The 15,276-nt window shown below is 67.3% G+C and carries 14 protein-coding genes; 7 read left to right on the top strand and 7 right to left on the bottom strand.

All coding sequences use genetic code 11. The annotated features are described in order from the left end of the window. Positions 1-14: 14 nt before the first annotated feature. The 4 genes from RLN94_RS03430 to RLN94_RS03415 are packed head-to-tail and all read right to left on the bottom strand — an operon-like array spanning position 15 to position 5,579. Positions 15-1,559 carry a Ppx/GppA family phosphatase gene (locus RLN94_RS03430; protein ID WP_350129545.1) on the bottom strand — a complete coding sequence of 515 codons (1,545 nt, stop codon included), beginning with the start codon at positions 1,557-1,559 and terminating at the stop codon, positions 15-17. Between the two features lie 50 nt (positions 1,560-1,609). Further along, positions 1,610-3,784: an RNA degradosome polyphosphate kinase gene (locus tag RLN94_RS03425; RefSeq protein WP_350129542.1), complete on the bottom strand. Its 2,175-nt coding sequence runs from the start codon at positions 3,782-3,784 to the stop codon at positions 1,610-1,612. 53 nt (positions 3,785-3,837) lie between these two features. Next, a complete protein-coding gene (locus RLN94_RS03420; protein ID WP_350129539.1) occupies positions 3,838-4,512 on the bottom strand; it encodes a P-loop NTPase family protein in 675 nt (224 codons plus the stop codon). Continuing rightward, positions 4,512-5,579, bottom strand: a complete 1,068-nt coding sequence (locus RLN94_RS03415; RefSeq protein ID WP_350129536.1) for an AI-2E family transporter — start codon at positions 5,577-5,579, stop codon at positions 4,512-4,514. Before RLN94_RS03415 ends, RLN94_RS03420 begins: the two co-directional genes overlap by 1 nt. A 210-nt stretch (positions 5,580-5,789) precedes the next feature. Here RLN94_RS03415 and proS point away from each other — a divergent pair, with 210 nt between their 5' ends. From proS to RLN94_RS03390, 5 genes are all read left to right on the top strand, one after another. Beyond that, complete coding sequence (gene proS, locus RLN94_RS03410) at positions 5,790-7,187, top strand: proline--tRNA ligase (protein ID WP_350129533.1); 1,398 nt, start codon at positions 5,790-5,792, stop codon at positions 7,185-7,187. 7 nt (positions 7,188-7,194) lie between these two features. After that, entirely contained in the window at positions 7,195-7,689 is a 495-nt protein-coding gene (locus tag RLN94_RS03405; protein WP_350129530.1) for a hypothetical protein, read from the top strand. Between the two features lie 71 nt (positions 7,690-7,760). Continuing rightward, on the top strand, positions 7,761-9,050 hold the full coding sequence (locus tag RLN94_RS03400; RefSeq protein WP_502949415.1) for a lipoprotein-releasing ABC transporter permease subunit: 1,290 nt from the start codon (positions 7,761-7,763) through the stop codon (positions 9,048-9,050). Further along, positions 9,043-9,726: an ABC transporter ATP-binding protein gene (locus RLN94_RS03395; RefSeq protein ID WP_350129527.1), complete on the top strand. Its 684-nt coding sequence runs from the start codon at positions 9,043-9,045 to the stop codon at positions 9,724-9,726. The genes RLN94_RS03400 and RLN94_RS03395 overlap by 8 nt, the downstream gene beginning before the upstream one ends. 74 nt (positions 9,727-9,800) lie before the next feature. Continuing rightward, the gene (locus RLN94_RS03390) at positions 9,801-10,781 is read left to right on the top strand and encodes an Ldh family oxidoreductase (RefSeq protein ID WP_350129524.1); all 981 of its coding nucleotides are present in this window, start codon (positions 9,801-9,803) and stop codon (positions 10,779-10,781) included. 1 nt (position 10,782) lies between these two features. Here the strand turns inward: RLN94_RS03390 and RLN94_RS03385 are convergent, their stop codons facing one another. Both RLN94_RS03385 and RLN94_RS03380 read right to left on the bottom strand, forming a co-directional pair. Further along, the gene (locus RLN94_RS03385) at positions 10,783-11,091 is read right to left on the bottom strand and encodes a hypothetical protein (protein ID WP_350129521.1); all 309 of its coding nucleotides are present in this window, start codon (positions 11,089-11,091) and stop codon (positions 10,783-10,785) included. Positions 11,092-11,158: 67 nt separating this feature from the next. Then, the gene (locus RLN94_RS03380; RefSeq protein WP_350129518.1) at positions 11,159-11,602 is read right to left on the bottom strand and encodes a DMT family transporter; all 444 of its coding nucleotides are present in this window, start codon (positions 11,600-11,602) and stop codon (positions 11,159-11,161) included. Positions 11,603-11,747: 145 nt separating this feature from the next. Between RLN94_RS03380 and RLN94_RS03375 the strand changes: the two genes are divergently transcribed. After that, a complete protein-coding gene (locus RLN94_RS03375) occupies positions 11,748-12,146 on the top strand; it encodes a DUF4864 domain-containing protein (protein WP_350129515.1) in 399 nt (132 codons plus the stop codon). A gap of 148 nt (positions 12,147-12,294) precedes the next feature. Next, positions 12,295-14,586 (top strand): glycosyl hydrolase family 28-related protein, encoded by a 2,292-nt coding sequence (locus RLN94_RS03370; protein WP_350129512.1) that lies wholly within the window; start codon positions 12,295-12,297, stop codon positions 14,584-14,586. Positions 14,587-14,592: 6 nt separating this feature from the next. On the opposite strand, the gene RLN94_RS03365 is transcribed toward RLN94_RS03370, so the two are convergent. Then, positions 14,593-15,237 (bottom strand): hypothetical protein, encoded by a 645-nt coding sequence (locus RLN94_RS03365; RefSeq protein ID WP_350129509.1) that lies wholly within the window; start codon positions 15,235-15,237, stop codon positions 14,593-14,595. Between the last annotated feature and the right edge of the window lie 39 nt (positions 15,238-15,276).

Below are 15,276 nucleotides of genomic sequence, written 5' to 3'. Positions count from 1 at the left end.
TTCGCCGGGCCGACCTACTGACCCATCTTGATTGTCGCTTCCGCCTGCAGGGTTTCCGCCAGCGAGCGGAAGCGCGCCTCGGCCACCTCGCCGAAAAGCGGCGCCGCCTCGGGCGAGAGGCGCAGGTCGAGGCGTTTCTTCTTCGGGAACCAGCGCAGCTCGCCCAGCCGGGCGTCGCGCTTGAGCCAGAGCATCGCGGCAAAGCGCATCGCCTTGCCCAGCACCTCGGCCTGGACCTGGTCGTCTTCGGACACAAGCGAATTCAGATCCTGAAACCGCGTCCCCTCGCGCCGGTTGGAATAGCGGTGCAGCAGGGCGAGGCCAAGGAACACCCGTTCGGAATGCTTGAGCCCGCCGAGGTTGGCGCGGGTGGCGTTGTCGAAACAGTCCTCGGCGCGGTAATCGGGGTGGGCGCGCCAGCTGACGTCGTGCAAAAGGCAGGCGGCCTTGATGATGCGCCGCCGCTCGGGCCGGACGGATTTGAACAGTGGCTCGATGAACTTGTAGACCACGGTGCCATAGCCCGGCACGCGGGCATCGCGCGATTCGGCGAAGGCGCAGGCCTCGATCAGCGGGTCGCGGTCGCGCAGGCGCTGGGGCATCTGTTCGTAGAGCAGCCCCTCGCGGATGCCGTAGCTGGAAATGGCGATGTCGCGCGGCTTGAAGGTGCGTACCACCTCGCGCAGCACTTCCGAGGCGATGGGCACCAGCGCCATCCGGCTTGACGACACGCCCGCGCGGTTGCGCAGGTCCTCGGGGTCGGATTTCTCGATATACTTGGCCGTTTCGCGCACCGCCTTGGCCGTCATCCGGTATTCGTGCAGCACGTGCAGCGGGTAGCCGCGGCGTTCCATGTCGATCTTGGCGATGGCCCGCCACGAGCCGCCGACGAGGAACAGGCGGTTCTTCTGCTCGCCGAGGTCGTCCTGCATCGACGAGATGCGGTCGCGGATCAGTGCCTTGCGGGCCTTCTTGCCGCCCTTCATGTCGCGCAGCTTGAGCGGGCCCAGCGACGAGCTCAGCCGCCGGCCGACACGGCCGCCGTTGATCTCGGCCAGTTCCATCGACGAGCCGCCGATATCGCAGACGAGGCCATAGGAGCCGGGCCAGCCCAGCAGCACCCCCTGCGCCGAGAGCCGCGCCTCTTCCTTGCCGTCGATGACGTGGATGTGGATTCCGGTCTCGCGCTCGACCTCCTCGCAGAACTCGGCCCCGTCCTCGGCCTCGCGCACCGCCGCTGTGGCCACGGCGGTCAGCCCGTCGGTGCCGATCCCGTCGCCCAGATGCTTGAAGCGGCGCATCGCGGCCAGCGCGCGGGCGCGCCCCTCGGGGTTGAGCCGCCCGGTTTCCGACATGCCGGCGCCAAGCGCGCACATGATCTTTTCGTTGAAGAAATAGGCCGGGCTGCGGGCCGCGCCGTCGAAGATGACCAGCCGGACGGAGTTCGAGCCGATATCGACCACGCCGACGCGGCTCAGCCCCTGGGCCGAGGCCTCGTCGAAAAGCGGCCGCCCGAATGGGCCCCAATCGGTTTCAGCGGGATCGTTCGTGCCGTCCATCTGGCCCTCGGTTGGTCCTGCCCATGGTATGCGACATGGGGCGGGGGTGGTCAATCGCCCGTATGTGTCAGTTTCGGCACGTCCGCCGCCCCGGCCGAGCCGCGCCCCGACAATGACGGGTTTTCCATGAAGAAACGGTGGCAGTTGAAGGCGAACTCGCCCTCGGGCCATTCGGCGCGGGTGAAGGTGCCGTCGGGCGCCATCGTCCAGCTTTGGGCGATGTCGGCCATGTTGGCGGCCATGATCTGGCTGACGATCTGGGCCTTGACGGTGGCGTTCTCGATCTCGACCAGCGTCTCGACCCGGCGGTTGAGGTTGCGGCCCATCCAGTCGGCCGAGCTGATGAAGACGCGGGCGGTCTTCGAAGGCAGCCCGGCGCCGTTGCCGTAACAGACGATGCGGGAGTGTTCGAGGAAGCGCCCGACGATGGATTTCACGCGGATATTGTCCGACAGCCCCTTCACGCCGGGGCGGATGCCGCAGATGCCGCGCACCACGAGGCTGATCTTCACCCCCGCCTGGCTGGCGCGGTAGAGCGCGTCGATCACGTCGGGTTCGATGAGCGAGTTCAGCTTGGCCCAGATCTCCGCCGGCCGGCCGGCCTCGGCATGGGCGATCTCGGCGTCGATCATGCGGATCAGCTCGGTCTTCATCTCGTGGGGCGAGATCGACAGGTTTTCCAGCGTCTCGGGCAGGGCATAGCCCGAGAGGTAGTTGAACACCTTGGTGGCATCCCGCCCCAGCTTGGCATCGCAGGTGAAGAAGCTGAGGTCGGTGTAGATCTTGGCGGTGATCGGGTGATAGTTGCCGGTGCCGTAATGGGTGTAGGTGACAAGGTTGTCGCCCTCGCGCCGGACCACGGTGGAAATCTTGGCGTGGGTCTTCCAGTCGATGAAGCCATAGACCACGTGCGCGCCGGCGCGCTCCAGACGGCGGGACTGGCGGATATTGGCGGCCTCGTCGAACCGCGCCTTGAGCTCGACCAGCGCGGTGACCGACTTGCCGTCTTCCGCCGCCTCGCACAGCGCCTCGACGATTGGGGAATTCTTCGACGTCCGGTAGAGGGTCTGCTTGATCGCCACCACGTCGGGGTCGCGCGCGGCCTGGGCCAGGAAGCGGACCACCATGTCGAAGGTCTCGTAGGGGTGGTGCAGCAGCATGTCCTTCTGGCGGATGGCCGCGAACATGTCGCCGTCATGGTCCTGCACCCGCTCGGGCACGCGGGGGGTGAAGGCGGGCCAGAGCAGGTCGCGGCGGCTGTCGATGACCAGCTCCTTGAGGTCGGCCAACCCGATCATGCCGTCGACCTCGACCACCTCGTCGGCGCCCACGTGCAGCTCGCGCATGATGGTGGCGCGCAGAGTGTCGGGGGCGTTGGCCGAGATGTTCATCCGCACCACCTCGCCCCGGCGGCGGCGTTTCAGCGCCACCTCGAATTCGCGCACGAGGTCCTCGGCCTCCTCCTCGACCTCGAGGTCGCTGTCGCGCAGCACGCGGAAGGCGCAGTGATCGCGGCAGCGGTAACCGGGAAAAAGGCTGTCGAGATGCAGCAGCAGCAGCTCTTCCAGCGGCAGGGCGCGATGCGTGCCCTCGGGGGCGGGCAGGAAGGTGAAGCGGTCGATCTGCTGCGGGATGGGCAGCAGCGCCTGAAGCGCGCGCCGGTCGGACTTCCGCTCGAGCTGCAGGGCAAGGCAGAAGCCGAGGTTGGGGATGAAGGGGAAGGGGTGCGCCGGGTCGATGGCCAGCGGCGAGAGCACCGGGAAGACCTTGTTGAGAAAGGCGTCGGACAGGTAGGCGCGGTCGCTTTCCGACAGGCTGTCGCGGTCGAGGATCAGGATGTTCTGCGCTTCCATCTCGGCGCGCAGCCCGCCCAGCGTGGTCTGCTGGCTGGCCAGCAGGCGGCGGGCGTTCTCGTCGATCAGGACAAGCTGTTCGGCCGGCGTCAGCCCGTCGGCGCCGGGGTTCGAGCGCCCCTCGCGCGCCAGCTCGCGCAGGCCGGCGACGCGGACATTGTAGAACTCGTCGAGGTTGTTGGCCGAGATCGACAGGAAGCGCAGCCGCTCCAGCAGCGGCACGCGCGGGTTCTGCGCCTCTTCCAGCACGCGCCAGTTGAAGCCCAGCCAGCTCAGCTCGCGGTTGAAGAACCGCCCCGGCCCGTCAAGGTCCAGATCGGGCAGCTCGACGGGGTCGGGCATGGGGGATTTGAGGAAATCGGCGTTGTTCATTCTGCTCGGTGTCTTGCGCGATTTTCGTGACGGGAAGGTGACGGAGTCTGCCCTTACGTGTCGTCATTGTCCAGCAACTCGCTGGCGAGCTTGGTGTTGATCGGCCGACGCTGCTCGAGCGCTGCCGCATCGAGCCGCTCGACGATGTCTCTCGCGGCATCGAAGGACCGGTCGATGCGGCGGATCAGGTAGGTCAGCGTCGGCGGCGCGGGCGAGAGCTGGCGGTCGGAAAAGAGCTTCATCATCACCGCCATCAGCAATTCGTCGTCGGGCGGCGCGATCTGGACCGTGGGCGTGCCCTGCATCCGGCTGGCGAGGTCGGGCAGGCCGAGCGGCCAGTGGCTGGGCGCGGCGGTGGCGGTGAAGAGCAGCGACTGACCCTCGGCCAGCGCGAGGTTGTGGAGGTGGAATAGCGCATCCTCGGTCGGCCGGTCGCCGGCGATGGCGTCGCAATCCTCGATTGCCACCGGGCCCTCGGCCAGCGCCGGGATGTCGGCCCCCGTCACCTCGCGCGCCGCGATGATCCGCGCGCCGCTCTGCGCCGCCCAGACATGGGCGAGGTGGGTCTTGCCGGCCCCGCGCGGGCCCACCAGCACCAGCTTGCGGGCCGACCATGTGCGCCAGCCCTCGATCATCGCCACAGCGGTGGCGTTGGCCGACGATACGAAGAAGTCGTCGCGCCCGAGCGCGGTGCGCACCGGCAGGTCGAAGCTGAGCTGCCGGGCCATTACCGGAAGTCGTCCTCGGCCTGGCCGCGATAGAGCGAACTGTCCTTGTAATGTTGCAGCCCGAACCGCGCCAGCACCCCAAGCGCCGCCGCCACCGGCACCGCGACCAGCATGCCGACGAAGCCGAAAAGCGCGCCGAAGACCGACAGTGCGAAGATCAGCCAGACCGGGTGCAGGCCGACGGAATTGCCCACCAGCTTGGGCGTCAGGACGTTGCCCTCGATCACCTGGCCCAGCACGAAGATGCCGATGACCAGCCCGATCGAGACCCAGTCGCCCCAGAACTGGAACAGCGCCAACCCGATGGCCAGAACCCCGCCGACCAGCGCGCCCACGTAGGGGATGAAGGTGATCAGCCCCGCCACGGCGCCCACCACGAGACCGAATTGCAGCCCCACCGCCATCAGCGCCACGGCGTAATAGGTGCCGAGGATCAGGCAGACCGTGCCCATGCCGCGGATGAAGCTGGCCAGCGCGGTGTCGATTTCCCGCGCAAGGCGGCGGATCACCGGGGCGTGGTCGCGCGGCAGCAGAGCGTCGATCTCGGCGACCATGCGATCCCAGTCGTAAAGCAGGTAGACCGCCACCACCGGCACGATCACCAGCAGCACCACCACGTTGATCAGCGAGGCGGCCGAGGTGATGATCGATTCCACGATCTGCCCGCCCCGGTCGCGGATCGTCTCGCCCAGGGCGGTCAGCGACTGGCGCAGGGTCGAGCCCTCGTCGACCAGCGCCGGGAACTGGTTGGTCAGGAACATCTGCAGCTCGGCAAAGACCCGCGGCACCGTCTCGAACAGGGTGATGGTCTGGTTCACCAGCGTCGGGATCACCAAGAGCGCGAGAATGACGAAGATCAGCAGGGCAACCAGCGTGATCAGCATGACCGAGACGGCGCGCGAACAGCCCATCTTCTCGAATCGGTCGGCGATCGGGTCGAGCAGGTAGGCGATGGCCCCGCCCAGCACGAAGGGCAGGATCACGTCGCCCAGGAACCACAGCAGCACGAGGAACACCGCCGCGGCGATGCCCCAGTATCTTGCCTGCGTCGAGACGGGAAGTGCCATGGTTGCCCCGGTTAAGCGTCGGTCTACACATTGCCGATGCGGGCCGCGCTTTCAAGGGCGGGTTGCGCGAAAGCGGGGGCAGGGGGCCATTTCCGCCGCGGAGGGGCAGGCAGGTGCGAAAACCGGGCCCGGAATGCCCGCATGACTTGTCTCACCCCCTGCAAAGCCATAAACGGGGGGCCGAACGCCACCCATCACGAGGTCCGCCCGATGCGCCTGTCCCGTTACTTCCTGCCCGTTCTCAAGGAGAACCCCGCCGAGGCACAGATCGTAAGCCACCGGCTGATGCTGCGGGCGGGGATGATCAAGCAGGCCACCGCCGGGATCTACTCGTGGCTGCCGCTGGGCTTCAAGGTGCTGCGCAAGATCGAGAACATCGTCCACGAGGAGCAGATACGCGCCGGGCACAACCCGATCCTGATGCCGGTGCTGCAATCGGCCGACCTGTGGCGCGAAAGCGGGCGGTACGACGATTACGGCAAGGAAATGCTGCGGATGCAGGACCGGCACGGCCGCGACATGCTCTATACCCCCACGGCGGAAGAGCTGGTGACGGATATCTTCCGCGCCCATGTCGGCAGCTACAAGGACCTGCCGATGACGCTCTACCAGATCCAGTGGAAGTTCCGTGACGAGGTGCGCCCGCGCTTCGGCGTCATGCGCGGCCGCGAGTTCCTGATGAAGGACGGCTACAATTTCGACCTGACGAAAGAGGACGCGCTGCACGCCTATAACCGCCACCTGGTGAGCTACCTGCGCACCTATGAGCGGATGGGCCTTCAGGCGATCCCGATGCGCGCCGACAGCGGGCCCATCGGCGGCGATGACACGCATGAATTCCTGGTGCTGGCGGAAACGGGCGAGTCGGGCGTGTTCTACGACAGCGAGATCACCGACCTGAAATTCGGCGACCGCGAGATCGACTATGACGATATCGACCAGTGCCAGGCGGTGCTGGAGGAGTTCACCAGCCGCTATGCCCGCACCGACGACACGCACGAGGAAAAGGTCTTCCACGAGCGTGTGCCGGAAGAGCGCCGGCGCGAGGGCCGGGGCATCGAGGTGGGCCAGATCTTCTATTTCGGCACCAAGTATTCCGAGCCGATGGGTGCCACCGTGCAAGGCCCCGACGGCAAGCCCGTGCCGGTGCACATGGGCAGCCACGGCATCGGCGTCAGCCGGCTGGTGGGCGCCATCATCGAGGCCAGCCACGACGACAAGGGCATCATCTGGCCCGAGGGGGTGACGCCGTTCCACGTGGGCATCGTCAACCTCAAGCAGGGCGACGACGAGGCCGACGCCGCCTGCGATGCGCTTTACAAGTCGGTGACCGCGCTGGGGCTCGAGCCGCTTTACGACGACCGCGACGAGCGGGCGGGCGGCAAGTTCGCGACGATGGACCTGATCGGCCTGCCGTGGCGCATCACCGTGGGGCCGCGCGGCCTCAAGAACGGGGTGGTGGAACTCACCTCCCGCCGCACCGGCGAGAGCGTGGAGATGCCCCCCGAGAAGGCGATCGAGACGCTGGCGGCGATCTACGGGCCCCATCACCCCCACCTGGGCCAGGTCGAGCCGATGGCGAACAGCTCGTTCCACACGTGGATGTGAGGGCGCGATGACCGGACGGGCGGCAGGGCTGACACTGGCGGGCGGCGCGCTTCTCTGGGGCGCGGCGGCCCTGGCCGACAGCCTGACCTATCACAACGACCGTTTCGACGTGCACGGCACGCTGCCGGTGGGCTTCGTGGCCGGCCCCGCGCCGCAGAATGGCGACGGGCAGTCCTTCGCCAGCCCCGAGGACAGCGGCGAGATCAGCATCTACGGCAGCTACAACACCACCGAGAGCATTGCCGCCTACCGCGAGCAGACCCGCGCCCTGCATGTCAACGAGGGGGACGAGATCACCTACGAGGACGGGCAGGACGACTGGTTCGTGCTGTCGGGTAGCGATGGCGAGACGGTGTTCTACCTGCGGGTCGAGCAGGGCAAGTCCTGCGATGGCGACGTGGTGCTGGGCCACTGGCTGATCGAATATGCCGAGAGCGACCGCGCGCTCTACGATCCGCGCGTCGGCGGCATGGCCGAGGGGCTGCGCGTCGGCTCCTGCTGAGGCCTGCGCGTTTCGCTTGACGGCGCAGGCCCCAGCGCCCAAGGTCCGCGCAAAATGATCCCGAGGTCCAAGTGGCAGCCAATACAGCCCCGTTTTCCCGCTTCGAATTGATGATCGCCTGGCGCTATCTGCGCGCCCGGCGGGCCGAGGGGGGCGTCTCCACCATGACGTGGATCAGCCTGATCGGCATCACGCTGGCGGTCTTCGCCCTGATCGCCACGCTGGCCGTGCGCTCGGGCTTCCGGGCGGAGTTCGTCGACACGATCCTTGGCGCCAATGCCCATGTGACGATCTACAGCGGCGGCGATGTCGACCAGCAGACCGGACGCATCGACCGCACGATCGAGGATTACGAGGCCATGGCCGAGCGCGTGCGGCAGGTGCCGGGCGTGACCCGCGTCGCCCCGCTGGTGAAGGGGCAGGTGATGGCCAATGCCCGCGACCGCAACGCCGGGGTCGAGGTGTTCGGCATCGCGCTCGACGACCTCAAGACCATCCCCCGCATCGCCAACGAGGAGACCTCGAACGGCGATATCGAGGCCTTCCCGGACGGCATCGCGCTGGGCGGCATCCTGGCCCGCGAGCTGGGCGTCTCGATCGGCGACAAGGTCAAGCTGATCTCGCCCAACGGGGTCAAGACGGCCTTCGGCACCTCGCCCCGGATCAACGCCTACGAGGTGGTCTATGTGTTCGAGGCCGGGCGCTACGACATCGACAAGACCCGCGCCTACCTGCCCTTCGGGGAGGCGCAGAGCTTCTTCAACCGCGAAGGGCGTGCGGACGAGCTGGAAGTCATGCTCGAGGAGCCGGAGGCGCTGGAGGCGATGGCGGCCCCCCTGCGTCAGGCGGCGGGCGAGCGCGCCTATCTCTGGACGTGGAAGGATTCCTCGGGCAGCTTCCTGCGGGCGCTCGATGTCGAGGATAACGTGATGTTCGTGATCCTGTCGGTGCTGGTGCTGATCGCGGCGATGAACATCACCTCCGGCCTGATCATGCTGGTCAAGAACAAGGGGCGCGATATCGGCATCCTGCGCACCATGGGGCTGACCGAGGGGTCGATCCTGCGGGTGTTCTTCATCTGCGGGGCGTTTACCGGCGTGATCGGCACCGCCTTCGGCGTGTTGCTCGGGTGCCTGTTTGCCATCTATATAGACCCGATCTTCGCGCTGCTCGATTCCTTCTCGGACCAGCCGATCTGGACGCCCGACAGCCGCGGCATCTATTTCCTGCCCGCCAAGCTGCAATTCTGGGACGTGATGTCGGCGGTGGGCCTGTCGCTGGGCCTGAGTTTCATCGTCACCATCTTCCCCGCCCGCCGTGCCGCGCGGCTCAACCCGGTGGAGGCGCTGCGCTATGAGTGACCCGATGCTGCGCCTGAAGGCGATCGAGAAGACCTACAATGCCGGCCAGAAAGGCGAGGTGCGGGTGCTGCGCGAGGCCGGGCTGGAGATTGCCGCGGGCGAGATGGTGGCGCTGGTGGCGCCCTCGGGCGCGGGCAAGTCGACGCTGCTGCATATCGCGGGGCTGCTGGACACGCCCGACAGCGGGATCGTCGAGATCGGCGGCGAGGCGATGACGGGCCTGTCGGACCGCCGCCGCACCATCGCCCGGCGGCGCGAGGTGGGATTCGTCTACCAGTTCCACCACCTGCTGCCGGAATTCACCGCGCGCGAGAATATCGTGCTGCCGCAACTGGCCGACGGCGTGCCGCGGGCGAAGGCCATCGCCCGGGCGGACGAACTGTTGGGGCAGGTGGGCATCGCCGAACGCGCCGGGCACCGCCCCTCGGCCATGTCGGGCGGCGAACAGCAGCGGGTGGCCTTCTGCCGGGCGCTGGCGAATTCCCCGCGCCTGCTGCTGGCCGACGAGCCCACGGGCAACCTCGACCCCGTCACCTCGGACACGGTGTTCGACACGCTGATGACCCTGGTGCGCGGCACCGGGCTGGCGGCGCTGATCGCGACGCACAACCTCGAGCTGGCGGCGCGGATGGACCGGGTGGTCAAGCTCGACCAGGGGGCGGTTGTCGCGGGATAGGGCTTCGGGCGGCGGTGTTTGGGGCGCCGTCGGAATGAGTATTTGGACCAAGAAGAAGCCCGGGGGTGGCAGGCATGGCAAAACTATCGCTGGCCGAGATCGAAGAGGTAACGCGCGCGGCGCTGGTGGCGCATGGGGCGGAGGGCTGGATCGCCGGCGAGGTGGCGCGCGCGGTGCGGGAGGCGGAGAGCCACGGCAACCGGATCTGCGGGCTCTACTACCTCGAAAGCTATTGCCGGCAATTGCGGTCGGGCCGGGTGAAGGGCGACGTGGAACCGGAGGTCAGCCGCCCGCGCCCCGGCGCGGTGGTGGTCGACGCCCGGCTGGGCTTCGCGCAGCCCGCCTTCTCGCGTGGTTTGCCCGAGGCGGTCACGGCCGCGCGCGAGAACGGCGTGGCGAGCCTTGCCATCTGCCACGCCCATACCTGCACCGCGCTGGGCTTCTTCACCGAGCAGATCGCGCGGCAGGGCCTCATTGCGCTCGGCATGACCAATGCCTCGCCCATCGTGGCGCCGCCGGGCGGCAAGACGCGGGTGATCGGCACCAATCCGATCTCCTTCGCCGTGCCGGACGGGGAGGGGGGCATCGCCATGCTGTTCGATCAGTCGACCACCACGGTGGCGCTGGGCAAGATCACCATGGCGAAGGCCGCCGGAGAGGCGATCCCCGAAGGCTGGGCCGTCGATGCCGAGGGCAATCCCACGACCGACCCCGAGGCCGCACTTGGCGGCTCGCTGGTCAGCATGGGCGGCTACAAGGGCTGGGGCTTCGGCCTTATGGCGGAATTGCTGGCGGCGGGCATGACCGGCAGCCGCGCGGCGCCGGATATCGCCCCGCTCAAGGCGCCCGAGGGCGAGCCGCACGATATCGGCGACTATTACCTGCTGATCGACCCGGGGATGTCGGGTGCCTTCCACGACCGCTTCGCCCGGATCGCCGGGATGGTGGCGATGGACGAGGGCGCGCGCATTCCAGGCGCCGGGCGGCAGGGCGCCGACCCGGTCGAGGTGGATAACGCCGCCTGGCACCAGGCAAAGGCGCTGGCGGGCCGCTGAGTTAGCCGCCGCACTGCCGGCGCAACATCTCGAGCCCGGCGGCGCGGTCGGCATTGGCGGTGCGGATGATCTCGGCGCTGGCCTCGGGCGAACAGCCGTCGATCCGGATCGTCCGGCCGCGGCGCAGGGCGAGGGCCGCCATGTAGATCTCGTTCCGATCGAGCGCCGCGAACCCTTCGGGCGAGAAGCGGCGCGGCACGAGGTCGGTCGGGTCGAACTCCTCGACATCCTGGGCGAGTGCGGCGGTCCCTGTCAGGGCGGCAAGGCCGAGCCAGCCGAGGATGGCGCGGCGGGGGGGATGCTGGGCCATGGGTGATGTCTCCTTTGCGGGCAAGCCTATCACGGCTTGGTCGGGCTGCGCCAACGGTTCCGTTCCGTCAGACCTGTTGCGTCAGAAAGACGCCGGCCGCCATCAGCCCGATCCCCGCCGCCCGGGTCAGCGACAGGGGCGAGACATTGGCACCGAACAGCCCGAAATGGTCGATCGCCGCGGCGCTGGCAAGCTGGCCCAGCAACACGAAGAACACCGCGTTGCCGACGCCGAATCTCGGCGCGACGAAGGTGATGGAGAGGATGTAGAAGGCGACCAGTATCCCGGCGAGGTAGAGATGTTTCGGCGCGCCGGCCGCGTTCAGGAGCGCCGAGGGACGTGTAAAGGCCAGCACCCCCAGCGTGGCAACGAGCGCCACCGTGAAGAGCAACGCCGCCGCCGCGACGGGCGAGCCCAGCCGCACCCCGAGGGCCGCGTTGAGCGCCGCGAGGATCGGGATGCCGAAGCCCGCGATCAGCATCACGATGGCATAGGTGGTGTTGACGGGCATGTGCGAAGCCTCCGGCTGCGGTGTCATTCGGCGCGGAGATTGGCACGGGGGAGATGCCTGTTCCAGACCATTCTACGGCGCCGGGACGGCGCAGGAGTGATCCGGACGCGGCGTCGCCTGCGTATCACCTGCATGGAGGTATGATATGCGACATATACTAGCTGCGATCCTGATGTCCCTCGCGCTGGCGCTGCCCGCGAAGGCCAACGAGGATATCGAGAAGGTGATCTCGAACCAGATCGACGCCTTCCTCGCCGATGATTTCGAAACCGCCTTCACCTATGCCAGCCCGATGATCAAGGACATCTTCGGCACGCCCGAGAAGTTCGGCCAGATGGTGCGGCAGGGCTATCCGATGGTCTGGCGACCCTCGGAGGTGAATTTCCTCTCCATCGACCGCCGCGGCAAGGAGCTGTGGCAGAACGTGATGGTGCGGGATGCCGAGGGCGCGCTCTATATCCTCGAGTACCAGATGGTGCCGGGCGGGACCGGCTGGCTGATCAACGCGGTGCGGGTGCGCAAGGCGACCGAAGGCACGGCTTGACGAGCGTCGGGCCTGCGTACGTTGCCGTGACATCCGGTTAACACCCCCTGTCTAACTCCCCTTTCCGCCGGCGGTGCGACCGTTCGGTCAGGTAATCCAATTGACATCCCGGCCGTGCTTGCCGCGGCGGATGCGGAAAGGGAAAGCGATGAACAAGGCAGTTACCGATGGCATCACCTTCATGCCGCCGGCCTTCGCAAGCGGGCTCGACGTCTGGTCGAGCGGCAACGGCACGCCGGGCTCCGACACCTACGACACATCTCCCGATGCGGCCTTCGTGCCCTCGGATGCCGATTTCGGCGGCGCGCTGGAGCTGTTGAAGACGCAATCCACCATGAAGCTGCGCCATACCGGCGAGACGCCGATCCTGCCGGGCTGCTACCTGCGCATCCGGGCGCGGGTGAAGGCGATCAGCGGCGCGCTGCCGGATGTGCGCATCGCCGGCTGGGCCGGCGGCGCGGGCGGCGCCCATGTCCCGGGCGTCGACGAGACCGGGTCGGAGGTCACGCTGACAAGCTATGGCGACGTGGTCGAGGTCAGCGCCATCGTCGGCACCGGCAGCCGCGGCGGCGTCGACATGGCCTGGGGCACCGAGGCGCTTTACGGTCATTTCGGGCTCGACCTGACCGGCCCGAACGGCGGCGTCGTCCGCATCGACGATATCGAGATCGAGGATGTCACCCGTTTCTTCCTGCGCGACATGATCGGCGTGGTGGACGTGCGCGATTACGGCGCCGTGGGCGATGGCGTCACCGATGATCACGCCGCCTTCGAGGCCGCCGACGACGCCGCCGACGGGCGCGACGTGCTGGTGCCCGAGGGGACCTATTACCTCGGCGACAGCGTGACCCTTCAGGCCCGCGCGCGGTTCGACGGGACGGTGACCATGCCCGCCGACAAGGTGCTGACGCTTATGCAGAATTTCGATCTGCCGGGCTATATCGACGCCTTCGGAGACGAGGAGGTGGCCTTCCGCAAGGCGTTCCAGTCGCTGATCAGCACGCCGCACCATGTCGAGCTCGACATGAAGGGCCTCAAGATCGACCTGCGCGAGCCCGTCGATATGAAGGCCGCCGTTCCCGATGTCAGCAATTTCGCCCAGCGGCGGCTGATCAGCAACGGCCAGTTCTCGGTCGTGGCCGGCCCCAACTGGGACACCGAGACCTTCACCTCGCAGGCGAGCTACACCACCAGCCGGGGCTACGAGCTCAACAACGTGGCCAATGTCGCCAACATCCCCGTGGGCTCGCTGGTCGAGGGCAACGGCGTGGGCCGCGAGGTCTACGTGAAGTCGAAGAACGTGGGCGCCGGAACGATCGAGCTCAGCCGCGAGCTTTACGACGCGGTGGGCACCCAGAATTTCACCTTCCGCCGCTTCAAGTACATGCTCGATTTCTCGGGCTTCACGAAGATCTCGAAATTCGCCATCTCCAATGTCGATTTCCTCTGTCGGGGCGATTGCAACGGGCTTCTGCTGCCCACCAAGGGCATCGGCTTTCATCTGCGCGACTGCTGGTTCACCGCGCCGCGCGAGCGGGGCGTGTCCAGCCATGGCGACGGCTGCCAGGGCATGATGATCGACCGCTGCCAGTTCCTCTCGGACGAGACCCAGCTCCTGGTGCCGAACCGCCAGTCGATCGGCGTCAACATCAACGCCAACGACGTGAAGATCCGCCACAACCGCTGTACCTATTTCAAGCATTTCGCGATCGTGGGCGGCACCAGTTCGGTGATCCTCGGCAACCACATCTTCCAGGGCGACGCCGCCGATGTGGGCCCGCGCAGCGCCGGGATCGTCATGGCGCACACCAATTCGCGGGCGACGATCAGCTGCAACTATATCTGCGACTGCTCGATCGAGTGGACCAACGAGCATGACAAGAACCCGGGCTTCTCCAGCGAGTTCTCGTTCTCGGCGATGAGCGTCACCAACAACAACTTCCTGTCGCAAAGCACGGCGCCGTCCTTCAACTTCATCCGGGTCAAACCCTACGGCACCGGCCATTTCATCAACGGGCTCAACGTCACCGGCAACACCTTCCGGCTGTTCGACGGCAATATCGACCGGGTCGAGGGGATCGACACCAGCTTCGCGCCGATGGATTTCAGCCGGTTCAAGAACATCACCTTCACCGGCAATGCCTTCAACAACGTCAACACCGTGGTCGAAAACCCGCTGGTGATGGAGCATGTCGAGGCCAGCCATAGCGCGACATGGGTGGTCGAGCCCTTCCCCAAGCTGCCCTTCGAGGCCTGGGCGCGGACGGTGGAATCGGTCACGCCCAAGGGCGCGATCCGCGAACAGGGCGGCCCGATCTACTGGGGCATGCCCTATCACCAGGTCCAGCAGGGGCCGAACAAGGACAGGGTGAACCTGCGCTGGGAGAAGCCGGTCGAAGGCACGGTCACGATCCGGCTGCGCATCGACACGCCGGCCTGAGGCGTTTCAGAACTTCTGCCAGATGCCGAAGGTGATCTTCACCGCGTCGGCATTCACCAGCCCGGCCGTCGCCCCCAGAAGGAGGTGGCGGCCCTTTCCCTGTTTGAACGCGAAGCTGGGCGCGATCTTGACGTAAGGGGCGCTGTCATCGGGCGCCGCCATCTGAAGCTGCACCATCCACTTGTGCCCGCCCCGTATCTCGGCGCCCACCGTCAGGTCGGTCTCGAGCACGCCCGTGCCCGCCTCGGAAAACACCGCCCGGCTGTCGAGCGCGACCCAGCCCGCGCTCTCCCCGATCTGGAAGCCCCGGCCGATCGACACCCCCGGCCGCAGCGCCAGCGCGCCATCCACCATGCCCACGCCCATCTCCCAGGCCTGCCCAATGTCTTCGCCGCGCGCCCCGAACGGGAACCGCGCGAACAGCACCGCCTTGGCGAGATCATCCTCCGTCTGCCCGAAATCGAGCCCGATGGCGCGGCCCTTGCCAATACCCATCTCGGTGTAAAGGGTGGCATAGGCGCCCGCGCCATCGCCGGCGTCTCCCTCGATCGAGAAGCACAAATGCCCCTCGCCCCTCGCCATGGGCCAGGGCCCGGCCGCGGCCATAGATCCGGCCGCCGACGCCAGCAGCAGGACCAGAATCCGCACCATGTCGTTCAGCCTCCGTCCCTCCAGCCTTGCCGAAACTGG

Origin of the sequence: Roseovarius sp., from assembly GCF_040223625.1 — a bacterium.
Lineage (GTDB): Bacteria > Pseudomonadota > Alphaproteobacteria > Rhodobacterales > Rhodobacteraceae > Roseovarius.
This window is presented reverse-complemented; position numbering and strand designations above follow the sequence as displayed.